This window comes from Thioalkalivibrio sp. AKL8, from assembly GCF_000380525.1.
Taxonomy (GTDB): Bacteria; Pseudomonadota; Gammaproteobacteria; order Ectothiorhodospirales; family Ectothiorhodospiraceae; genus Thioalkalivibrio; species Thioalkalivibrio versutus.
The window spans coordinates 238,057-260,407 of record NZ_AQYF01000006.1 but is presented as its reverse complement, the minus strand read 5'-3'; the positions used below and the strand labels follow the sequence as shown (position 1 = coordinate 260,407).

Sequence of the window (22,351 nt, the reverse complement as noted above, 5' to 3'; positions counted from 1 at the left end):
TCTAAAGGGCCACCGAGAGCCCGCTGGTGGGCGCGCTGGCCTCGCAGCGGTTGCGCCCGTCCTGTTTGGCGCGATAGAGCGCGTCGTCGGCGCGGGCAATCAGGGTCTCGGCGGTGTCCCTGGATCTCGGGTTCGCGTCGCGGCTGGCGATGCCGACGCTGACCGTGACCGTCAGGGTATCCGGTGCGCAGGGCGGGGCGGCCTGGTGCCCGGTCAGGGTGATCGGGTGGCCGGATATGGCTTCGCGCAGCTTCTCGCCCAGCGCCATGGCTGCCTCGAGGTCGGTATGCGGGGCGACGACGACGAACTCCTCCCCGCCGAAGCGCGCGGCAAGGTCGGAGCGCCGCAGGACCTGCTGCATGCGTTCGGCCAGGGTCGTCAGGATGTAGTCCCCGATCAGGTGGCCCAGGCGGTCATTGATCGGCTTGAACTGGTCGATATCCAGCATCACGACGGACAATGGCTGGCCGTAGCGCCGGGCGCGGGATACCTCCTCGTCCAGCCGGCGATCCATGTGCCGGCGGTTGAACAGGCCGGTCAGCGGGTCGGTGATGGATTCGTGTTCCAGCCGCGTAATGTGGCGGATCTTCTCCACCGAGCTATGGGTCAGACCGACCACGGTGCAGACGAAACAGCCCCCGAGGAGGAAGATGGCCGGCACCAGGAGGTCGGGCAGGCCCTCGTAGAGCCCCCAGTTCAGCGGGATGTAGCCGAAATAGCCGAGGATAAAGACCGGGACCAGAAAGAACATCATCTTCCAGCCGGTGCGGACCCGGCTCTCGGGGAGTTCGCGCAGCAGCCGGGCGAGTGTCCATTGGGCATACAGGAGGCCGCTTGCCCCCAATACAATGGCTGTGTTGGCTACCCAGTCGAGCATCCGTCCCCTCCGCGCTCGCGACCCTGCGAACGTCCCAAGCCGACGTTAGCACGGGGCCGCGCCCGAGGGGAGGGCATTGCAGGCGGAATCTGTTGATGAATGTTGACCGCGAACCCCTCGCGGGGCTACCATCCTGCGCTCGCTGTGTAGGCCCTTTAGCGGGGACGGCTCGACGGGGTATAGCGCAGTCTGGTAGCGCGCCTGCTTTGGGAGCAGGATGTCGGGGGTTCGAATCCCTCTACCCCGACCATGGCTCCCGGCCACGGTTTTCCGGCAGGCTCGGATCAGGCGCCATGGCCTCAATGCTCGGCGGTAACGCGCTCGTAGCTCAACCGGATAGAGCATCGGCCTTCTAAGCCGACGGTTGCAGGTTCGAGTCCTGCCGGGCGCGCCAGGGCCGCCCTTCGCGCAAGTAGCTGTACAGTGACACGGTGGTGACCGTAGCTCAGTTGGTAGAGTCCCGGATTGTGACTCCGGTTGTCGTGGGTTCGAGTCCCATCGGTCACCCCACCCCCTTTTTTGTTCAGGGGGCCGTTAGCTCAATTGGTAGAGCAGTGGACTCTTAATCCATTGGTTGTAGGTTCGATTCCTACACGGCCCACCATTTCTTTCCAGACCCTTGCATACCTTGGTGACGCTCGATTGATCGGGCTCGAAGCCGTGTGGGTGCGCATGGGGCATGAGCCCGCGTTTCGTGGCTGCTCTCTCTTCTTCCGTCTGATCTGTGTCTCCTTGAGGTGCCCGTCGCGGCGATCCCCCTGTGACATACGGAAGGTATTCTCCGGCTCTTTCGGAGGGACGTCCGGATAGCGTGACGACGCCCTCAGTCGCGTCCCCTACAGCGTGATTCCCCCCCCAGATGTCCGGTGATTGCACTGGTAGCCTCCCTTCTCGCTTGCGGCGAACGGCGACATGAAAACGTCGTTGTTCTGCCTCGTGATCCGATCGATGACACGAAGGGAGGCCATACGATGGCGTTACTGGATCGTAGTCTTGAAAACCTGCTGCAGCTGCCGCGTGGCGCGAAGCAGGGGTTGATGGTGCTGGCAGACAGCACGATGCTGCCCCTTGCCCTGTGGCTGGCGTTTGTAATCCGCACCGGGCAGCCGCTTCCGGCCATGATGGTCGAGGCCTGGTGGCTTTTCCCGCTGGTTTCGGCGGTCGGTATTCTGGTGTTTGCCCGGCTGGGGCTCTACCGGACGGTAGTGCGCTTCATGGGGGCTCGGGCGTTCAAGGCCGTGATCGTCGGTGTGCTGGCGCTCGCGGTGATGATCTGGGCGTCCACCGAATTGACGCAGACACCCGGCTTCTTCGGAGCGATTTCGGTGAACTTTGCCCTGTTGGCCTTTGCCCTGGTGGCGGCCGGGAGATCTCTGGTGCGTAGCTGGTATCAGGCGGTCTCCGATGCGCGATCGGGGAGTGAGCGCGTGGTGGTCTTCGGTGCTGGCGAGGCGGGTATTCAGCTGGCGTCCGGGTTGCAGTCCAGTGGACGCTTCCGCGTGATGGCGTTCATCGACGAGGATCCGGCGGTCCAGGGGCGTGCCATTGACGATATCCCGGTATGCGGGCCCGCGGCCCTGGAGACTCTTGTGGACCAGTGCGGTGTCGCGCGCGTGTTGCTGGCCGTTCCATCGGCGAGTCGAGCCGATCGCCGGCGTATCCTCGAATGGCTGGAACCGTATCCGTTGCATGTGCAGTCGGTGCCATCGCTGGAGGCGGTGGTGTCGGGGCAGGCACCGCTGGATCAACTGGAGGATCTCGATATCGCGGATCTCCTTGGGCGCGATCCGGTGCCGCCCAACGAGGCCCTGCTGGCCCGAAGCATCCGGGGGCGTGTAGTGATGGTGACCGGTGCCGGTGGTTCGATCGGTTCGGAGTTGTGTCGGCGCATCCTCAGCCTTGAGCCGGCCGCGTTGGTGCTTTTTGAACGTAACGAGTTCGCGCTCTACCGGATCGAGCAGGAACTCGCGGAGCGTCGTTCCGGCATGCAGACGGAGGTGGCGGTGCACGCCGTGCTCGGATCGGTCGCGAACCGCGCGCGGGTCGCCGAGGTCCTGCGCGAGCACGGTGTGCAGACGCTCTATCATGCCGCCGCCTACAAGCATGTGCCGCTGGTTGAAGGCAACCTGCTCGAGGGCCTGCGCAACAACACGCTGGGTACGGCTGTGGTAGCCGATGCAGCGATCAGCGCGGGAGTCGAGCGCTTTATCCTGATCAGCACCGACAAGGCCGTGCGTCCGACCAACATCATGGGTGCAAGCAAGCGCCTGGCCGAGATGGTCCTGCAGGATCGGGCGCGGCGCCAGAATGCGACGGTCTTCAGCATGGTGCGGTTTGGCAATGTGCTGGGTTCGTCCGGTTCCGTGGTCCCGCTATTCCACCGGCAGATACGCGAAGGGGGGCCGGTGACGGTCACCCACCCCGAGATTACCCGTTACTTCATGTCCATTCCGGAGGCGGCCGAGCTGGTGATTCAGGCCGGCGCGATGGCCGAGGGTGGCGAGGTCTATGTCCTCGACATGGGGGAACCGGTCCGGATCATCGACCTGGCCCGGCGCATGATTCGCCTGCATGGCCATCAGGTGCGCGAGGACGAGGCCGCCGGGGGAGAAGGCATCGCCATTACCTGTACGGGCCTGCGTCCCGGCGAAAAGCTCTATGAGGAGCTGCTGATCGGAGATAACGTGGAGGCGACGCCTCACGCCAAGATCATGCGCGCCCGCGAGACCTGTGTGGCGGCGGATGTACTCGCCCAGGCATTGCAAGCGTTGAAGCAGGCCGACCACGAGCGGGATGCCCGGGTCGCGTTCGAGACACTGCGCCGGGTCGTGGATGGGTACAAGCCCGGGAGCGAGGAAGAGGCAACGCACAGTGCCCCGGCACCGTCCCGCCCGCCACGACCGGTTCCGGCTCCGGTGCGCCCTGCAGTGGTGACCTATGCGCGAACGGCCGCGCCCGCTTCGCGGTAGGTGATGCGGTGGATCACGGTCCGGTGGTCGTGCACCTCGCATACCGTCGTGGATGACTCGCGGCCTTCGGTGCGGTCACGCGGGTTGCCAATGCACTGGCGTCGGCACCTCCGTACCTTTCCAGTGCCATGTCCGTACCGCTTGCCGGTCCGCGGATGTGGCTCGGGAAGTAACGCCCGGGTGGCTTCGCGGGCGGGCTGTCGCCAGTCACCTTTCCGCCCCATTTTGGCCACGGTGCGCAAGGTAAGAGGCCCTGTGGTGGCGCGATATAGCGTGGTGGCAGGCCGAGCGGATCCATTCGGGGGGGCGCGTTGGCGCCCGATTCTTTCCAGGACCGGGTCTTTCCAGGACCAGGCGCGGCGTCCCGGCAAGTGGGGTCGACTCTTCCGCGGCCGTGCGGATGGATCCACGCCCCCCTGGGGGGGGCGAGTGATGTTCTCCGGGCCCGCATACTTGCAGGAAGGGAAGTGCGAGAGAAACGAGCAGGGCTCTTGCGGAGCCGCGTTTTGTCGGGCGGCAGTCAGTAGCCGGCGGCGGGATCGACCGGCGTGATCGGGGCGTGGCCCTGTTCAAGCGCGCGGGCGTTGCGCACGAAGATCTCGAGGGCGCGCTCCATATAGTGCGGCGAGGTTCCCGAGACGTGTGGAGTGACGAGGACATTCTCCCGGTTCCACAGGGACGAGCCCGCGGGCAGGGGCTGCTCCTCGAAGACATCCAGTGCGGCGCCGCGCAAGTGGCCCGTGTCCAGGGCCTGGGTCAGGGCCCGCTGATCCACCACGCCGCCACGCGATATGTCCACCAGAACCGCGCCGGGCTTCAGGTGCTGCAACTGGGGCTCGGCGACCAGGTGGTGAGTGCCCGGCGTGAGGGGCAGGCAGACGACCAGGTAGTCCACTTCGGATAGACGTTTTTCCACAGCGTCCAGCGGGATGACCTCGCTGGCATGGTCATGGGCCCGCGGGTTGCGCTGGACGCCGATCACACGCATGTCGAACGCCTGGGCGCGGCGGGCTACCAGCGCGCCGATGTGCCCCATGCCGAGCACCATGACGGTGCGTCCGGTCAGTTCCCCAAGCCAGCTGCGCTCCCAGCGTTTCTGGCGGCTTTGCTCGTTGAAACGATCGAAGTGCTTGGCGAAGTAGAGCATGGCGCCGATCGCATACTCGCTCATCGGGGCACCATGGACGCCGCTGCTCTTGGTCATCATCAGGCCATCCTTGGGGAAGGGCATGTCCCAGATTCGCTCCACCCCGGCGGACAGGAAATGGATCCACTGATAGCGCGACAGGCGGTTCAGGGCCTCGGGCAGCCAGGGCAGCGTGGGGGCGATGACCGCGTCGACCTCAAGCCCCTCGGGAACGGCGTCGGGCCCCCCGGCGAAGGTCAGCGCGGTGTTGGGAAATGCCTCGCACAGGCGGCTTTCGATGAGGCCCTGTTGTTGCCGCAGGACGTCAGGCTTCTGCAGGAACAGCGTCCGGCTCAGGCGCATGCCCGACTCCGGTTGTGCAGCCGGGCCGCCAGCCGGAAGATGCGGCTGCGGACCTCGTCGCGGTTCTCCCCCAGCTGTTCCGGCGTCGCCGCGCGAAACCGTTGTTCCGCCGCTTGCAGGCGTCCCAGTTCGCCGCGCAGGCGCGCGGCCCCGGTGGCCGGGTCTTCCTGACTGACGACCTCGCGGAATGCGCGCGAGAGGATCACCCATTCGGAGCCGAGGCGGACATGCTCGCCCAGAATGGATTCCGCCGGGATCTCGCCTTTGCCCACGGCCCCGACGCCTCCAAACCCGAACGCGACGCCGGCCTCGCGGCACAGTGCCGCAGGGGCCTCGAGCATGCCGCCGGCCAGGGGTTCGAACAGGAAATCGAGCCCGGTGGCCAGGCTGAGGTCATTCAGGCCGATGTGAATCTGGTCGTCGGGCCCCAGCAGCGGCAGGTAGGAGGGGAGCCGGATCAGTGCCTGGGGTGTCTCGACCAGCAGAGCGACCGGCACTTGTCCGCCCACTGCGTCGAGGAAGAGCGCGACCTCGTCGATGTGGGTGAACATCGGCAGCATCAGCCGGTCGGCGCCGGCTTCGATCGCCTGGCGGACTTCGGAGGGCGTTTGCGATGCCGGGGGGTTGATGCGAACCATCAATTCGGCGCTCGTCAACGCGCCGGCAATGCGGCGCACATCCTCGAGCGTGTGGCGCGCCTTGTGCGTGTCCATATGGCCCTGACGCTCGGCCTTCCCGCGGACTTCCATATCGACAAAGATGCGCGCGATCCCGGCTGCCTCAGCTTGTCGGGCGACGTTGGCGGAGGCGGTGATGAACATGTGTTTCAGGGTCGAGTTCATTTCGTGTCCCCTTGCTGTCGGTTACGCAACGAATCGCGATAGGTACGCCAGTTGATGCCGGCCTCGCCGTACACCCCCTGGCCGGTCAGGACTACGTAAATGGTCCGCAGGATTAATCCCAGGTCATACAGCAGGTGATGCTGCGCGGCGTACTCGGTATCGGCCTCGAGCTGCTGGATCCAGCCCAGGGTGCGGCGACCGCGGACCTGGGCCAGGCCGGTCAGGCCGGGCCGCACGGAAAAACGGGAGGCGTAGGAAGGCGGGACGACCTCCACCTGCTCCGGCAGGATGGGGCGGGGGCCGACCACGCTCATGTCGCCACGCAGGATGTTCCAGAGCTGTGGCAGTTCATCGAGACTGCTGGCGCGCAGCAGCCGGCCTGCACGCGTGATGCGCGGATCGATCCCGGTACTGACGACCTGCTCGTGGTGCTGGTCGATGGTGTCCGGGTCGCGATCCACCATGGTGCGGAACTTGAGCACCCGGAAAGGCTGGCCATGGAGGCCAATACGTCGCTGGCGGAACAGGACCGGGCCCGGGCTGTCGAGGCGGATTGCCGCGGCGATCAGAAACAGGACCGGTGCCAGCAGGATCAGGGCCCCCATGCTGGACAGGACGTCGAACAGTCGTTTGAGAGTCGCGTTCATGTGAGCTCCATGGACCGAAGAATCACGCGATTGACCTGTCCAACCTCGTATTTCGCTTCCACCCGCTCACGCGAGGCCCCGGCCATCTGGGGTAACAGTTCCGGCTGATCCAGAAACCGTTGCATGGCCTCGGCCAGGGGCGCAGTGGTTCGGGACGGGACGAGAAAGCCGTTCTCGCCATCCAGGACGGTTTCACGGCAGCCAGGGGCATCCGTGGTGATGATCGGGCGCCCCACGCTCATCGCCTCCAGCACCGAGCGGGGCGTGCCTTCTCGGTAGGAGGGCAGGACGAAGACCGAGGCCTTCTCGAGCCAGGGCCGAACATCGGTAACGCCGCCTGCGAACTCGACGATGCCCTCGCGCTTCCAGGCCTCGACCTGCTCTGCCGGGATCGAGTGGGGCAGGTCCGGGTTGTGGGGACCGACGACGACGAACCGGGCGCTGGGGGATTGCTGGTGGACCTGGCGCGCCGCCTCCACGAATTCGAGGATGCCCTTTTCGGTCAACAGGCGACCGACAAACAGGAACAGTGGGTCGCCCTCGGGCAGGGGCTGCCGCGCGAAGCGCTCCACATCCACGCCGGATCCGTTGATGCGGACCACCCGTTGGGTGTCGGGCAAAACCCCGCGGTCGAGGAAATCCTGCAGGTCATCCGGATTCTGGAAGAACACGCGATCGCAACGAGCGAGTGCCGTTCGGTACAGACGCGAACTGATGGTCCGCAACACCCGTGTCCGCCAGGACTCGGTCGTGAAGGCATGCCCCAGGCCGGTGATCATGGCGTATACCCGCGGAACGCCGGCCCAGTGTGCAGCCAGGGAGCCGTACACGACGGGCTTGACGGTGTAGCTGAACACCGCCTCCGGGCGCAGCCGCCGAATCAGCCGCGCCAGGGACATTGTGGTCCGTAGGTCTTCGACCGGGTTGACTCCGGTCCGGCCCAGGTCGAAGGGGTAGATCGGGATACCCAGGTCCTCGACCTCGGGTAGATAGTCCTTGCGCGGGACTGCCGCGGCCACGCCATGCCCTCGCGCCTGAATCTCGCGGATCAGATCACCGCGGTTGGCGATCAGCGAGCGGGCGTTGGCGGCCACGATCAGCAGATCGACGCTGCAGCGTTCGCGTACCGCGCCTTGACGGGTGGTCTCGGCAGCACTGGAGGTGTTGCCGCGCAGGGGCGATACGATTCGGCGATGCTCGGTTTCCTGCATGCGTTGCGCTCCTGTCTCGAGGGTGCTTCGCCCCCCTCCGGGGTGGCGGCGTTCAGGCACCTCGTAAGTCCGTGTGCATGAGGGCAAAAGGTAAACAAGACAATGGTTTATCGCCATCTTTCCGGGGGCTCAAAGTGTGCGAGACACCCCGAAAAGACAGCGCGAACCAAGAGGGATTGAGCGTTTATAGACGCAGGTCACTCGCCTCCGGCGGGAGCACGGATTTGACGTCGAAGATCACCGCGCGCTCGCGTGCGAACTTCTGTACGCCCTGCGGGCCCAGTTCCACGAACTCCCAGTGCGGGACGGCGAGGACGATTGCATCGTAACGAGACGGCTCCGGGGTATCGGACAGGAGGTCCAGGCCGTACTCGTGATGGGCCTCGGCTGCGTCCACCCAGGGGTCCCAGATGTCGACGTTGGCGTTATAACCGTGCAGGTCATGGACGATGTCCACCACGCGCGTGTTGCGCAGATCCGGACAGTTCTCCTTGAAGGCGAGACCCATGATCAGGATGCGCGAACCCACGACCGGGAACCCCTTGCGGATCATTGCCTTGATGGTGCGGTCCGCGATATGCCCCCCCATGCCGTCGTTGGTGCGGCGTCCGGCGAGGATCATCTCCGGGTGGTAGTCGACGGCCTGCGCCTTGTGCGTCAGGTAGTACGGATCTACGCCAATGCAATGCCCGCCCACCAGGCCGGGCCGGAACGGCAGGAAATTCCACTTGGTCCCGGCCGCGGCCAGTACCGCCTCGGTATCCAGGTCCAGGCGCTCGAACAGCATGGCGAGTTCGTTGATCAGCCCGATATTCACGTCGCGCTGGGTGTTCTCGATGACCTTGGCCGCCTCGGCGACACGGATGCTGGCCGCCGGATGGGTGCCTGCGCGGATGATGCGGGTGTAGAGCGCGTTGACGAAGGCGGCGACCTCGGGGGTGGAGCCGGAGGTGACCTTGACGATGTCGGGGATACGGTGTTCCTTGTCGCCGGGGTTGACCCGTTCCGGGCTGTAGCCGAGGAAGAAATCCCGATTGAGCTCCAGCCCCGACTCGGCAGCCAGCACGGGGGCGCAGTCCTCCTCCGTGGCTCCGGGGTAGACCGTGGACTCGTAGATCACCACGTCGCCCGGCTTCAGCACGCCCCCCACCGTGTGGCTGGCGGCCAGTAGCGGGCCCAGATCGGGGCAGCGATGCGCATCAATCGGGGTCGGCACCGTCACGATGAACACATTGCATTCCCGCAGCCGCTCCCTGTCTGCGGTCAGCTCCAGATGTTCGGCGCCGGCGAGTTCCTCGCGCGAGACTTCGCGCGTGCGGTCATGCCCCCCACGCAGTTCCTCGACCCGACCCGTATCGATGTCGAAGCCCAGCGTGGGCAGGACCCGTCCGAACTCGGCCGCCAGAGGCAGGCCGACATAACCCAGACCAATAATGGCCAGACGCGGGGCGTCCGGTGCCGCAAATTCCGCCATCTTTCAATCTCCTGTGTGAATGTGCGTAGGGGCCCCGGGAGTGGGGCGGGTGCGCGTGGGGTGCGCGGCAAATCAGGGCGAGGCACGCCGCGGGTGCGGCAGGCTTGTATCGGAAGATTCGGGTGGATCGGTGACATTGTCGGTCGTCGCTGCACGCCTCCCGGTGAGCCGTTGCAGGCGTTCCCAGCGCCATACGCGGCGGCCGGCCAGGCCCGCGGCCAGGGCAATCAGAATTCCGAGGAATTTCGCGCGGTGGCGGGCGGCGGTACCGAAGTTGCTGGTGCCCCAGGCGAAAATGATCGTGAGCACGACGAACATCACCACCAGCAGTCGGAAGTCCTTGCGTTGCCACCAGTGGTGGCGATAAACCGCCAGCAGCAGCACCAGGGACAAGTAGAACAAGCCCTCCAGCATGCCGATCAGGTGAACCGGGGAGCGCACCTCCCACAGCGGGGGGCCGAACAGCAGATAGCCCATGCGGACCGGCGTCAGGACCAGCGCCTGAAGATCATTGGAGGGAATGAGAAAAGACGGATAGGCGGCGCCGCCACGCGCGCTGCGCTCGGCCCGCTGGTCCAGGGTCTCGGTCTGCTCCATGACATCGCCTAGCTGACCAATGGAGGAGAAACGCATGTCGTCCATCACCAGGAAGCCCAGGACACCGGCCGCGCCGAGCAGGATGCCGCCGAACAGCAGGCCTGGGCGCATGCGGCCCAGGTCCGAGGCGCGCAGAAACTCCTTGATCGACCAGCCGACCAGCACGACCGCAATGCCGGCGATCGCAAACACCGCGGCGCCATGCACGATCGCCGAGGCCAGCAAGACCCCCACCGCCGCCACCAGAAAAACGCTGCGCTGGCTTTGCACCCAGCGCACCAGCCAGAGCACCCCGAGCAGGAAGAAGGCGGTGAACCAGACCTCGCGCAACGGCACGGCGGCGTTCACGATCAGGATGGGGAACAGCGCGGCGATCCAGGCGGCGCGCACCGCCGCCTGGCGGTCCCAGAGCTGTTCGGCGATGCGCGCGATCAGGTAGACCGTCAGCATGCCCAGGGCGATATTCACGGCCTGGAAGGCGAGGGGCGCGCGGTCGACGCAGGCATAGATGTTCGCGATCAGCCAGCTGTGCAGGTAGGAACTGCCCATGCTGAAGTGATCCCCGAGATTGCCGCAGCCGCTTTGGGCCCAGAACCAGGCGCGGCGTTCGAAGCTGATCGCATCGGCGCCGCCCTGGGGCAACGGGAACAGGAAACGCTGCACCAGGGCGGCGCCGATGCGGGCAAGGAGGGCCGCCAGCAGTGGCCACAGATAGCCCTCCCGGGTGCGGCCCGTCCACAGCACGGCGACCAGCACGATGATCAGGAAGCTGCCCGACAGAAGCAGTTCCATGAAGGTGAACGGGATCGCGGTATAGCTCATGGCGAGACGGACGCGGTGCCTGCCAGGGCATCCTGGAACAGGGCCTGATAGCGCGCGCTCACGGCATCGAGGGCGTAATGCGATTGCATGCGTGCACGAGCCTTGCCCCCGAGACCGCGCAGGCGTTCACGGCCCTGGCCAACGGCGTAGCGAATGGCGTCGGCCAGGTCCGGCGGCTTTGGGCTTGCGGAGACAAAACCGGTCTCTCCGACCACGGTGGCTGCATCGCCGATGTCCGTGACCACGGCGGGGACGCCGCAGGCCATTGCCTCGCCTACGACGTTGGGGAAGCCCTCGCCCCAGCGCGATGGCAGCACCAGCAAATCCAGGCCTGGATAGAGGGCCTCGGGTTCGGGGGTCGGAGGCAGCAGTGTTACGTGCCGGGCCATCCCGTGCTCGCGCATGGCCAGGGCCAGGGGATTGTCGTCTGCGGAGACCCCGGTGCCGACCATCACGCAGTGCACGTCCACCCCGGACTGGACCAGTTGCGCCAGGGCGGCCACCAGTCCGGCATGGTTCTTCATCGGATGGGCGCGGCCCACCATGCCCAGCAACCAGGTTTCCGCACCAATGCCCAGCTGCGCGCGCAGGCCACGGGGCGCCTCGGGTTCGGGGCAGAAACGCCCCAGATCAAAGCCGTTGGGCAGCACCACGCGACCGCTGGACGCAAAACCCAGGGCCTCGTGCTGCGCGGCCGCGGCCGCACTGTTGTAGACGATGCGCGCCGGATGCCGCGACAGCCACGCCCCGGTCCGGATCACCCAGCGGGTTCCGCGTTTCTCGTGTGCCAGGTCGTGCACCGAGTGGCGTACATTCCAGAACACCGGACCGCGGTGTCCAAGGCGCCGGGTGAGCGAGGCGGCAAGGTTGCCGTGGTACATCCAGCCCATGACGCCATCCGGCTGATAGGCGTCCAGTGTCCGGCGCAATGCCGCGATCCATCCCACCGAGAGCGGGCTGCGCAGTCCTCCGGAATACACCGGGATGCCGTGCGCGCGGATGGTCCCGGCCATTACGCCGGGCTCCTTGAGTGCGAAGACCGCCCCGGTATCCGGCGCGGCCCGTAGCAGGTTCCCTAGCTGGCGTTCCGCTCCGCCCTGGCCGAGCCCATTGATCACATGCAGGATCTTCACCGCCGATTCTCCCGCAATTCGCTGATGACATGCAGGTGCTTCCCGCTGGCCGAGGGCGGAATCGTGCCCACGCGTTCGATATCGAGTCGGGTGCTCGCGCCCAGTTGCTGGTGGATGGCGGGTTCCAGTCGCTCGCGCAGGGACTGCTCGCGCTCGCTGTCGGACCTGTTGTCTGCAGGGATCAGCCGCAGGCGGAGGTGATCCTCCGCGTGCTGTACCCACTGGTACTGCCCGATCCAGTCTTCCGGGTACAGAAGCTGGCGCAGCCAGCCGCCGAATACGACTGCACCGTTGGCGCCGCGTAGGTGATCGGTCACGCGCCCCCATACACCCTCCAGCAGGGGCCACTCACGGCCACAGTCGCAGGTCTCCCTCGACCAGCTGGCCAGGTCGCCGATCGCGTAGCGCAGTAGGGGCATGCTGTGATTCGTGAGCGAGGTGACCACGACGCGACCCGGGGTGCCGGGGGGTGCCGGCCGGCCCTCGTCGTCGAGGATCTCGAGGAACTGTGTCAGGGGGTTCACGTGCAGGCCTCGGTGGCGTTCGCATTCGCAGGCCATGTCGCCCACCTCCCGCGAGCCGTAGCGGTTGAACACAGGGGCGGAGAAGGCCTCCTCGATGGTGTCGCGCATATCGGGAAAGAGGGTTCCGGCCGAACTCAGCACGCTGCCGATACCCTGAATGCGGATCCCCCGGCGCAGGGCGTGCCGGGCGAGTTCGTGGCCGCTCTCCGCGTAGACCTGGAGCTGCGCGGGCGGTGCCGCGCGCAGCTGCTCCAGGTGTGCATCCATCGTGGCCGGATCCATGCAGTAGGCGTTCAGAAGGGTGCGATTCTTCATCCGCTCGGCCAGTCGGCGCACGCCGCGCCCGGCGGTCAGGTCGCGTGAAGCGGCCCAGAGCACGGCCTTGCGGTGTCCCGGCCGGTAGCCGGTCCAGGCATCGAACAGGGCCTTGGTGGCGCGGCCCCAGCGGCGGTAGGCGGTGTCCTGGTAGAACGTTGCGGGCTCGCCGGTCGAACCGCCGGAGGTGTTGCGCCGCAGTCCGGGGCGTGGCCGCTCGGAACGCAGGCGCTCGCCTTCGCGGCGGATGGTGTGCTTGTCGAGAATGGGCAGTGACAGCAGGGCCGCAACCGGATCAGTCGCGATCACGTTCACCGGTGGCAACAGGTCGCGGTAGTACGGGACCTCGTCTCGCGCCTGCATCAAGAGACGGGCCAGTCGTTCGGCCTGCAGGCGTTGCAGGGCAGGGAGTGAGAGCCGCTCGGCGCGGCGCAACGCGGCATATTCGCGCGGGCCGGACAGCCAGGGAAGGAGGGCACCAAAGGCGAGGGACATGGCGTTTGCGTCTCAGGCGCCGGCGGTGCGCATCAAGCGCAGGCTGGAGCGTGCCCGGCGTGCGAGCTCCAGGAGCGGCCCCAGGCGCGAATACTGGATTGCCCGGTTCGACTCGCGCGAGAAGCGGCAAGGCTGGCAGTGACCACAGGGCCGGCCCAGGATCGGCGAGTGGCAGAACCAGGATTGTTCGAGCAGGGGCAGGAAGCCCTTGGCCTCGGCATCGAACTTCATCGCCTCCTTGGTTACTGACAGCAGCGGGAAGCGGTAGTACTGGAACAGCTCCCAGGCGAAGTCGTCCTCGCGAAAGCGGTAATCGCCGCACTGCGGATTGCGGAACAAGCGTTCCTGCAACTCGGTTCCGGCCTCGTGACCGGTCAGCGACAGTTCGAGGTCACGCAGGCCCTCCTGTGCGCACAGTCGTGCCAGCCAGTCGTACTGGGTACCCACATGCACCTCGCTGGCCAGGCGCTGATAAAGCGTGGTGATGTCCGGGCTCGCGAGGATGTCGTCGCGCAGGTAGACCCGGACCGGCGCGACCCGCCCGCGGGCTTCCGGGCGGGACTCCAGCCCTGCCCGGATGGTGGCCATGGCGCGCAGCTCGTGGACATAGGACTTGCGTCGCGGGTCCAGGACATAAATCGGTTGGACCCGGTGCTGGCGGTGCAGCGCCAGGTCCAGAAGGCGGTAGCTGGAGTCCCAGCCACCGGTCCACAGCAGTTTGATCGTGTGCATGACGTCCTCGTGATTGCGGCTGGCTGGGTTAGCGCGGATAGCCCTGTGGGACCGAGGGCAGCAACGGGCCAAAACAGGACTCGTTGCGCGACCAGGCCACTTGCTCCGCATTCCATTCCAGGATCACGGGCTTGCCGTCGGCCTGGATGCAGACGTCCCAGCCGATGAAGCGCAGATAGGGGATGCGGCGGTGGGCGTTCAGGCAGAGCTCGCGCACGGCGCCGAAGTTGGGGATCCGCAGGCCTTTGACGTCAGTGCCACTGTCCGGGTGGACCGAACCGATGCTGACGCAGACCGGGTCGCGCAGGTGGCCATCCAGCCAGCCTCCGCCGTCCACGCCGACGAAATAGCCGCCGGTGGAGACGTTGTCGGTGCGCTGTCCTTCGCGCCCGAGGCGCAGAAAGTGGTTCAGGATGCGCAGCTCGCCGGATTCGGGATCGAGGAAGGTCAGGACCCGCAGGGTGTTCACCGAACTGGCATTGATTTTCGCGATATCGGCGTGCTGCTCGATCAGGGGCTGCACGATGCAGTTGCCGGGAATCCGGGAGAGTTCCTCGGCGACGCGGTCGGCGGGCGCAAAGGTCACGCCGAGGCCCTGACGCCCCTCGTCGGGCTTGAGGACGTAGCTCTTGTCGTCTTCGAGACGGGCGAGGGCGGCAGCCAGCGGTTCCGGTGTGCCCCGGGCGTCCAGATACTGGCCACCCACGCGCACGAAGATGGGCGGTACGACGCTGTCCGGGAACAGGCGGGAGTCCATCGTCTTGAGTCCGCTCAGGCGGCGGATGTCCTGGCGGTTCCACAACGGATTGAGGTGTTCGGTGTAGTAGTCGTCGCCGATCCAGCCCTCGATGAACTCGCGGCGGACCTCGGTGTAGGCCGCCAGCCATGGCCACCAGGAATCGCTGCCGTAGGTTTGAGCGGCGTAACGCTTGATCTGTTGTAGGACCGGGCGCGTCACCACCGATTCGCCGTGCGCGCGGATCAGCTTTTCGCGCCACTGGATCGCGATCTTGCGCGACTTCTGCAGGTGGCGCAGGTGCACCGCACGCGCAAGGGTGCGCGCGAGGCGTCCGCTGTTCTTGATCTGCAGGGGCTGGGATTGAACGTGTGTCACGGGCATTTCCTCGGTTTGCATCGGCACGCCGGCTTCAGCAGTGGGTGCCGGAGGGCGCAGCGTCGGTAATCGACTGGACCGGAGACTCGGTCGTCCCGGGTTCGGTGACCAGGTCGTCGAAGCGGCCCACTGACGTGAACGAGCCGCGCTCCAGATGGGCGACCTGATCGCAGGCCCGCACGGTGCTCAGACGGTGGGCAATCAGGATGATGGTCTTGCTCTGCGCCAGGGACTCGATCGCCTCCATCACAGCGCGCTCGGTGGTGGTGTCGAGGGCGCTGGTGGCCTCGTCGAATACCAGGACATCGGGGTCGTGGTAGAGGGCGCGGGCGATGCCGATGCGCTGGCGTTGACCGCCGCTCAGGCGCACGCCGCGCTCGCCGACCATGGTGACGTACTGCTCCGCCATGTCCTGGACGATGAAGTCGTGGACCTGCGCCATGCGGGCGCAGCGTTCCACCCGGTCGTGGTCGATTTGTGCGGCCGGGATACCCAGCGCGATGTTTTCGGCCACGGTCGAATCCGTCAGGAAGATGTCCTGGGGCACATAGCCCAGGGACTGTTGCCACGCGCGCAGGTTGGCATCCGTGACGGGCTGGCCATCCACCAGGATGGCGCCCTGGGTCGGCCGTAGCAGGCCCAGAAGCACGTCCACCAGGGTCGTCTTGCCGGACCCGGTGGTGCCGATGATGCCCACCGAGCTGCCAACCGGGATTTCCAGATCAATGGACTGCAGGGCGGGCTGGTGGGCGCCCGGGTAGGTGTAGTCGATGCCCTTGAGCTGGATGGTCTGGCGTGGGACCAACGGCTGCGGTGCACGTCGATGCAGCTCCGCGAGGGCCTCGCGTTCACGCAGGTCGGCGGTCACGCTTTCCACCGCCGCAGCGCCGAAGCGCAGTTTGGCGAGGCCGGCGTAGATGTGCTGCGCGGCGGGCAACAGGCGATAGCCGGCAAAGGCATACAAGCCGATGATCGGGAGGATCTCGCCGAGGGAATCGGTACCCGTTCCGCCCTGGGTGTGCAACAGGATCAGGGTCAGCGCGATGATGCCGCCGAAGCCGATCGCCTCGATGAGGAATTTGGGGACCTGGGCGATGGTCTGGTTGGTGGCCTGGTGCCGGGCCTGGCGCTTGGACGGCGCGTCGAAGCGCGACAGGTAGGCGTGCTCGCGGCCCAGTAGCTTGATGTCCTTGATGCCGCCTAGGGCCTCGCCGGCGGCGGTGAAGCGCTCCTTGTTGGCGCGCGAACGATCGCGCCCGATGCGTCCGAGCAGGCCGCGCACGAACACAAAGATCGTGCCGTACACGCCGCCAATGACGACCGCGACTCCCAGCGCCAGCCACGGGTCGACGATGACGAGCAGCGCCGCGATGGCGAGGGTGACCACCAGGTAGGCCACCATGGTGATCCCGGGGCGGAAGACATTGAGTACCAGCTGGTCGACCTCCGAGAGGATGCTTTTGGCCATGTCGCCGCTGTGGCGATTCAGGAAAAATGCATACGGCTGGCGCAGGTAGGTCTCCAGGAGTCGCTTGCCGAGGCTGTGGCGGCGCATCTCGATGAAGCGGTTCATCGCAAAGTGCGTGAGTGTGCGAAACACCGCCGAGAACAGGATCAGTGCGAAGGCTGCGGCGCCCAGGGCAAAGATGAACTGGTCCACCGAGGTGAAGCCCAGCCCGGTGTAGAGCTGGTTGAGCACGGGGTTGGTGTGGACCAGTTCGGGGTTTCCAAGCACGGACAAGAACGGCATGACCGACGCCACGCCGGCGGTTTCCAGTATCGCCATCACCATCACCATGCCGAGCACCAGGGCGCCCCGCCGTCTCTCGGCCGGGGTGAGCAGTTGCAGGGTCTTGCGGTAGATGCCCATCAGGCGGCCGCCCGGTAATACCCCAGGTACCAGTCCACGAAACGGGCGATGCCATCCTCGACGGTGGTGGTTGGTTCGTAGCCGGTATCGGCGCGCAGGGCCTCGACGTCGGCGTAGGTATCCGGCACGTCCCCCGGCTGCAGCGGCAGCAGGTGCTTCTGGGCCTTGCGACCCAGGCAGTCCTCCAGCACCTCGATGTAGTGCATCAGCTCCACCGGACGGTGCGCGCCGATGTTGTACAGGCGATAGGGCGCGGAACTGCTCGCGGAGTCCGGGGCCGCGCCACTCCACTCGGGGTTCGGGGCCGCGGGCCGATCCAGGGTGTGGATCACGCCCTCGACGATGTCGTCGATATAGGTGAAGTCGCGCCGGTGGTGGCCGTAGTTGAAGACGTCGATCGGCTCGCCCGCCAGGATCTTCTGCGTGAACAAGAACAGCGCCATATCCGGGCGGCCCCAGGGGCCGTAGACAGTGAAGAAGCGCAGCCCGGTCACCGGCAGATCGTAGAGATGGCTGTAGGTATGCGCCATCAGCTCGTTGGCCTTCTTGCTGGCGGCGTACAGGCTCAGCGGGTGATCGACGTTGTCGTGCACCGAGAACGGCATGGTGGTGTTGGCGCCGTAGACCGAGCTGGAGCTGGCGTAGACCAGGTGCTCGACGCCGTTATGCCGGCAGCCCTCCAGGATGTTGCCGAAACCGACCAGGTTGGTGTCGACATAGGCCGCCGGGTTCTCCAGCGAATAGCGCACGCCGGCCTGGGCCGCCAGGTTCACCACCCGCTGCGGCCGGTGCTCGCGGAACACCCGTTCCACCGCCGCTCGATCGGAGATGTCCTGCTGTTCGAACACGAAGTGCTGACGGGCGGCGGGGAAGGCGCGTATGTGATCCAGCCGGGCCCGCTTCAGGCTCGGGTCGTAGTAGTCGTTCAGATTGTCGACACCGATCACGGTGTCGCCACGTTCCAGCAGGCGCAGAGCCAAATGGGAGCCGATAAAACCTGCCGCGCCGGTGATCAGGACTTTCATGTCGCCTTTCCCTCGTCGGATGAATGGCGGCTGTTTCCGGACCACAAGCCCGCTGTACGGGCGGTGTGATGGAGGTCCGGGACAGTCGCAGATGGACGGAACGCGATGGATTCAAGCACCCCCATTCAGGGCCCTGCAACGCCGTTTCCGGGAAACGTGAGGTCGATCCGCCGAAGCTGTGAACAGGCCCGTAAGTTTCGTGTTTGGGCGTTGTCCCCCGGGGGGGGTGCGCCGATATTCTGCGCCAGTTCGGCGACGATCCTGCTCATTCGTGACAGGGTCACCCCGCTTGAGGCCCAAGCCGCCCGGGGTCGCCACGATCACTGGAAGCCCCGCAGCTGCTGGCACGGCAGGCGTTGCGGTAATGCGCGAAAGAGGATGATCCATGAACGAGACAACCCCCATTCGCTGGGCCCTGTCGCTGGTCACGCTACTGGCGCTGAGCGGTTGTGCCTGGGCACCTGGCGGGCATATCTCCGAGCGCAGCTCGAGTGCCCCGGTCGAAGATCTGGTCGACATTGAACCGATTACGTTCGGTCTGATCCGGGCGCAGGAGCAGCGCTCGGTACCGCCGGACCTGCGTCGGGCGAGCGATGATTTGGTGCGGGACGTCGACGAGTACGACTACCGCGTGGGTCGTGGCGATGTGCTGGCGGTCATTGTGTATGAGCACCCGGAGCTGACGATCCCGGCCGGGAGCGAGCGGTCGGCGGTGGAATCGGGCAACACCGTGCATTCGGACGGCACGATCTTCTATCCGTATATCGGACGGGTGCATGTGGAGGGGCGCACGGTCGCGGAGGTGCGCGATCTGATTGCGCGCGACCTGGCGGCCTTTGTGAACGAACCCCAGGTCGAGGTGCGGCTCGCCGCGTTCAACTCGCAGAGGGTCCGGGTGACGGGCGAGGTGCGCGAGCCGGGTGTGCAGCCCATTACGAACGTCCCGCAGACGGTGCTCGATGCCATCCACCAGGCTGGTGGTCTGGCGGACACGGCCAACTGGCATGAGGTGATCCTCACTCGGGACGGGGAGGAAATCGTCGTCTCGCTCTACGAGATGCTGCGCCATGGGGACATGTCGCAGAACCGGCTGTTGCGCGATGGGGATGTCCTGCACATCCCGGACACCGCCGGCCAGCAGGTCTATGTGATGGGCGAGGTGGGTGATCCTCAGCGCCTGCCCCTGGGCCGTGGTCAGGTCACCCTGATGGATGCGCTGAGCCAGGCTGGAGGCTTCAACGAAACCCGGGCGGATGCCAGCGGGATCTTCGTGATCCGCCGTGCACCACCCGAGAGCGACAAGCTCGCGACCGTCTATCAGCTGGACGCGCGCAATGCCTCGGCACTGATGCTCGGGGCCGAGTTCGAGCTCGAACCGCTGGACATCGTCTATGTCACCACCACGCCCCTCGGGCGCTGGAATCGCGTGATCAGTCAGATCCTGCCCACCGTGAGCGCGGTCTATCAGGCATCGCGGACCACGCGAGATGTTCGAAACCTCAGCGACGACTTCTAGCCATGTTCAATCGGATTCTTGTGGTTTGTACTGGCAACATCTGCCGCAGCCCCATTGGGGAAGCCCTGTTGCGTAATCGTTTGCCCGATCGCGCGGTGGAATCCGCCGGCCTTGGGGCCCTGGTCGGGGAGGGCGTTCACCCTGAAGCCCGGCGTCTCGCCGAGGCCGACGGCCTGGATGTCTCGGCACACGTAGCGCGTCAGGTGGAGCCGGAGCTCCTGCATCACGCCGACTTGGTGCTGGTCATGAGCGAGCGGCAGCGGCAGGCAGTGGGGGCGCGCCACCCCGAGGTGCTGGGCAAGACGATGCGCTTCGGTCACTGGCTGGAAGATGGCCGGGGCCGTGATGTTCCTGATCCCTATGGCAAGAGCCCCGAGGTATTCGGGCAGGCACATGCCCTGCTCGTGGAGGCTGCCGACGCCTGGGCGCGGCGGCTCAATCGATGATCTTCGACACAGGTAAATCCCGATGACCCAGAATCATTCTCCCGGGGGACCGGAAGGCGAACTGGATATTGGCCGACTGCTCGGTCAGTTGCTGGACCACAAGTGGTGGATCGTGGCGATCACGGTCCTGTTCGCAGTGGCGGGCGCGATCCATGCGACGCTGTCGACTCCGATCTACCGGGCCGATGCGCTGGTGCAGGTCGAAGACATGGGGCGTTTCAGCAGCCCCCTGGCCAACGTGCGTGAAATGCTGGGGCAGGAACCCCGGGTCGAGGCCGAGCTACAGATCCTCCGCTCGCGCATGGTCCTCGGACGCGCGGTCGACCAGGAGTCGCTGGACCTGGTGGTGCGCCCGCACCGCATGCCCGTGGTGGGGGACTACCTGGTGCGGCGCGGCATGGAGCGCCCTGCCTTTGCAGGTTCGAGCGTCTGGGCGGGCGAGTCCCTCAATGTTGGCGACTTCCGGGTGGCCCGTGCATACGAGGGACACACCTTCACGCTGGAGGTCCTGGATGACAACCACTATCGCCTGTTGGGCGGCGATCGCGACCTGGGCGAGGGCCGGGTCGGCGCGGACGTGGAGTTTCTTGATGGCGACGTGCGGCTCCGGGTGGCCGAACTGGAGGCGGCCCCTGGGGCCCGCTTCGATATCCAGAGGCGTTCCCGCCTGGCCGCGATCAATGGCCTGCGCGCCCAGTTCGATGTCGGACAGCAGGGTCGGGAGAGTGGCGTGTTCAGCCTGGCCCTGACCGACCCGGACCCGGACCATGCGCGCCGCATCCTGAATACAATCAATCAGATCTACCTCACGCAGAACGTTCAGCGCAAGGCGGCCGAGGCGGAGAAGAGCCTCGAGTTTCTGGAGGAGAAGGTTCCGGATGTTCGCGAACAACTGCAAACGGCCGAAGACGCCCTGAACGACTACCGGATGGAGCGCGAGAGCGTGGACCTTTCGCAGGAGACCCGTACCGTGCTGGACCGGCTGGTCAACCTTGAGCGTCAGCTCAATGAGCTGGAGTTCGAAGAGGCGGAGATATCCCGGCGGTATACGCCCAGCCATCCGACCTATGCGGCACTGATCGAGAAGCGTCAGAAGTTGCGAAGCGAGCGCGACCGGTTGAATGAAGAGATCGGTGCGCTGCCGGAGACCCAGCAGCAGATCCTGCGCCTGAACCGCGATGTCGAGGTCAATCAGGACATCTATGTGCAGTTGCTGAATCGCATGCAGGAAATGGATATTGCCCGGGCCAGTACGGTCGGGAATGTCCGCATCCTGGACGATGCGCAGGCCGGCCTCTCGGCGGTGGAGCCGCAGCGCAGGATGATCGTGATGTTGTCCACGGTCTTTGGCGGTGGCCTGGCCATTGCGCTGGTGCTGGTCCGCGGGATGTTGACGCGCGGTGTGGAATCCCAGGAAGAGATCGAGGGTATCGATCTGCCTGTGTACGCCAGTGTTCCCCGGTCGCGGCAGCAGGAGAACCTGCTGCGCAGGGTCAAGCGGCGTCGTCAGCCGCGCGGCTACGACGTGCCGGGTGGCGTGCTCGCCTCCCTTGACCCGGCCGACGACGCCATCGAGGCGCTGCGCGGACTGCGCAGCAGCCTGCACTTTGCGATGCTCGAAGCCGGAGACAATCGCCTGGTGATCACCGGGCCGAGTCCGGATGTCGGCAAGAGTTTTGTATCGGTGAATCTTGCCGCGGTCTGTGCTCAGGCGGGACAGCGGGTCCTGGTCATTGATGCCGATCTGCGCAAGGGGCATGTGCATCATGCGTTCGGGCAGCGCAGTGACGGGGGCCTGTCGGAGTATTTGGCCGACCGCGAATCGCTGGACGGGATACTGCGAGGCACCGAGATCGATGGGCTGCACTACATCGCCCGTGGGAGTGCTCCGCCGAATCCGTCGGAGCTGCTGATGGGGGATCGTTTCAGCCGTCTGCTGGAGCAAGTCAGCCGCGACTACGACTTGGTGCTGATCGACACGCCCCCGATCCTGGCGGTGACCGATGCGGCCGTGGTGGCACGTCAGTGCTCGACCACCCTGATGGTCGTGCGTTTCCAGCTGAATCCGCTGCGCGAGATCGAGTCGGCCCGGAGGCGTCTCGAAGCGGCCGGGGTCGACGTGCGCGGTTGTATCCTGAACTCGATCGAGTACAAGGCCTCGACCAGTTACGGGTACGGTTACTATCACTACTCCTACAAATAGCGCTTCCTGACAAGGATTGGCGATCGCGAACGCGCTAACCCGAGGCCCCG

17 protein-coding genes and 4 tRNA genes are annotated in these 22,351 nt (G+C 65.9%); 8 read left to right on the top strand and 13 right to left on the bottom strand.

The genetic code is table 11. The annotated features are described in order from the left end of the window. Position 1: 1 nt before the first annotated feature. Complete coding sequence (locus G335_RS0105395; RefSeq protein WP_018176099.1) at positions 2–877, bottom strand: GGDEF domain-containing protein; 876 nt, start codon at positions 875–877, stop codon at positions 2–4. Positions 878–1,050: 173 nt separating this feature from the next. Here G335_RS0105395 and G335_RS0105390 point away from each other — a divergent pair. From G335_RS0105390 to G335_RS0105370, 5 genes are all read left to right on the top strand, one after another. Continuing rightward, a tRNA-Pro gene (locus tag G335_RS0105390) sits at positions 1,051–1,127 on the top strand. 67 nt (positions 1,128–1,194) lie between these two features. Then, positions 1,195–1,271: transfer RNA gene (locus G335_RS0105385), tRNA-Arg, on the top strand. A 40-nt stretch (positions 1,272–1,311) separates the two neighbouring features. Further along, positions 1,312–1,387: transfer RNA gene (locus G335_RS0105380), tRNA-His, on the top strand. Positions 1,388–1,405: 18 nt separating this feature from the next. After that, a tRNA-Lys gene (locus G335_RS0105375) sits at positions 1,406–1,481 on the top strand. A gap of 367 nt (positions 1,482–1,848) precedes the next feature. Then, positions 1,849–3,846 carry a nucleoside-diphosphate sugar epimerase/dehydratase gene (locus tag G335_RS0105370; RefSeq protein ID WP_018176098.1) on the top strand — a complete coding sequence of 666 codons (1,998 nt, stop codon included), beginning with the start codon at positions 1,849–1,851 and terminating at the stop codon, positions 3,844–3,846. A 520-nt stretch (positions 3,847–4,366) separates the two neighbouring features. Here the strand turns inward: G335_RS0105370 and G335_RS0105365 are convergent. The 12 genes from G335_RS0105365 to G335_RS0105310 all read right to left on the bottom strand — a co-directional run bounded on the left by G335_RS0105365 (position 4,367) and on the right by G335_RS0105310 (position 18,136). Beyond that, the gene (locus tag G335_RS0105365; protein ID WP_018168164.1) at positions 4,367–5,335 is read right to left on the bottom strand and encodes a D-2-hydroxyacid dehydrogenase; all 969 of its coding nucleotides are present in this window, start codon (positions 5,333–5,335) and stop codon (positions 4,367–4,369) included. Then, positions 5,326–6,177, bottom strand: coding sequence for an aldolase/citrate lyase family protein (locus tag G335_RS0105360; protein ID WP_018144032.1), 852 nt, complete (start codon positions 6,175–6,177; stop codon positions 5,326–5,328). Before G335_RS0105360 ends, G335_RS0105365 begins: the two co-directional genes overlap by 10 nt. Beyond that, the gene (locus G335_RS0105355; RefSeq protein WP_018168165.1) at positions 6,174–6,824 is read right to left on the bottom strand and encodes a sugar transferase; all 651 of its coding nucleotides are present in this window, start codon (positions 6,822–6,824) and stop codon (positions 6,174–6,176) included. Before G335_RS0105355 ends, G335_RS0105360 begins: the two co-directional genes overlap by 4 nt. Next, positions 6,821–8,035 carry a glycosyltransferase family 4 protein gene (locus G335_RS0105350; protein ID WP_018176097.1) on the bottom strand — a complete coding sequence of 405 codons (1,215 nt, stop codon included), beginning with the start codon at positions 8,033–8,035 and terminating at the stop codon, positions 6,821–6,823. Before G335_RS0105350 ends, G335_RS0105355 begins: the two co-directional genes overlap by 4 nt. Before the next feature lie 184 nt (positions 8,036–8,219). Next, on the bottom strand, positions 8,220–9,509 hold the full coding sequence (locus G335_RS0105345; protein WP_018144029.1) for a nucleotide sugar dehydrogenase: 1,290 nt from the start codon (positions 9,507–9,509) through the stop codon (positions 8,220–8,222). Positions 9,510–9,581: 72 nt separating this feature from the next. Next, positions 9,582–10,928: a hypothetical protein gene (locus G335_RS0105340; RefSeq protein ID WP_018168166.1), complete on the bottom strand. Its 1,347-nt coding sequence runs from the start codon at positions 10,926–10,928 to the stop codon at positions 9,582–9,584. Then, complete coding sequence (locus G335_RS0105335) at positions 10,925–12,061, bottom strand: glycosyltransferase (RefSeq protein WP_018176096.1); 1,137 nt, start codon at positions 12,059–12,061, stop codon at positions 10,925–10,927. The genes G335_RS0105340 and G335_RS0105335 overlap by 4 nt, the downstream gene beginning before the upstream one ends. Beyond that, complete coding sequence (locus G335_RS0105330) at positions 12,058–13,395, bottom strand: phenylacetate--CoA ligase family protein (protein WP_018176095.1); 1,338 nt, start codon at positions 13,393–13,395, stop codon at positions 12,058–12,060. Before G335_RS0105330 ends, G335_RS0105335 begins: the two co-directional genes overlap by 4 nt. A 12-nt stretch (positions 13,396–13,407) precedes the next feature. Continuing rightward, positions 13,408–14,127 (bottom strand): hypothetical protein, encoded by a 720-nt coding sequence (locus G335_RS0105325; RefSeq protein ID WP_018176094.1) that lies wholly within the window; start codon positions 14,125–14,127, stop codon positions 13,408–13,410. A gap of 28 nt (positions 14,128–14,155) precedes the next feature. After that, entirely contained in the window at positions 14,156–15,241 is a 1,086-nt protein-coding gene (locus G335_RS0105320; protein WP_026304766.1) for a sugar-transfer associated ATP-grasp domain-containing protein, read from the bottom strand. A gap of 34 nt (positions 15,242–15,275) precedes the next feature. After that, positions 15,276–17,111 (bottom strand): ABC transporter ATP-binding protein, encoded by a 1,836-nt coding sequence (locus G335_RS0105315; RefSeq protein WP_018168171.1) that lies wholly within the window; start codon positions 17,109–17,111, stop codon positions 15,276–15,278. Then, the gene (locus tag G335_RS0105310) at positions 17,111–18,136 is read right to left on the bottom strand and encodes an NAD-dependent epimerase (protein WP_018176093.1); all 1,026 of its coding nucleotides are present in this window, start codon (positions 18,134–18,136) and stop codon (positions 17,111–17,113) included. The genes G335_RS0105315 and G335_RS0105310 overlap by 1 nt, the downstream gene beginning before the upstream one ends. 385 nt (positions 18,137–18,521) lie before the next feature. Between G335_RS0105310 and G335_RS0105305 the strand changes: the two genes are divergently transcribed. From G335_RS0105305 to G335_RS0105295, 3 genes are read left to right on the top strand one after another with little or no spacing between them, the layout of a single operon-like run. Further along, a complete protein-coding gene (locus G335_RS0105305) occupies positions 18,522–19,652 on the top strand; it encodes a polysaccharide export protein (protein WP_018168403.1) in 1,131 nt (376 codons plus the stop codon). Between the two features lie 2 nt (positions 19,653–19,654). After that, complete coding sequence (locus tag G335_RS13790; RefSeq protein WP_077276996.1) at positions 19,655–20,098, top strand: low molecular weight protein-tyrosine-phosphatase; 444 nt, start codon at positions 19,655–19,657, stop codon at positions 20,096–20,098. A 22-nt stretch (positions 20,099–20,120) separates the two neighbouring features. Next, a complete protein-coding gene (locus G335_RS0105295) occupies positions 20,121–22,301 on the top strand; it encodes a polysaccharide biosynthesis tyrosine autokinase (protein ID WP_018168405.1) in 2,181 nt (726 codons plus the stop codon). Positions 22,302–22,351: the final 50 nt, after the last annotated feature.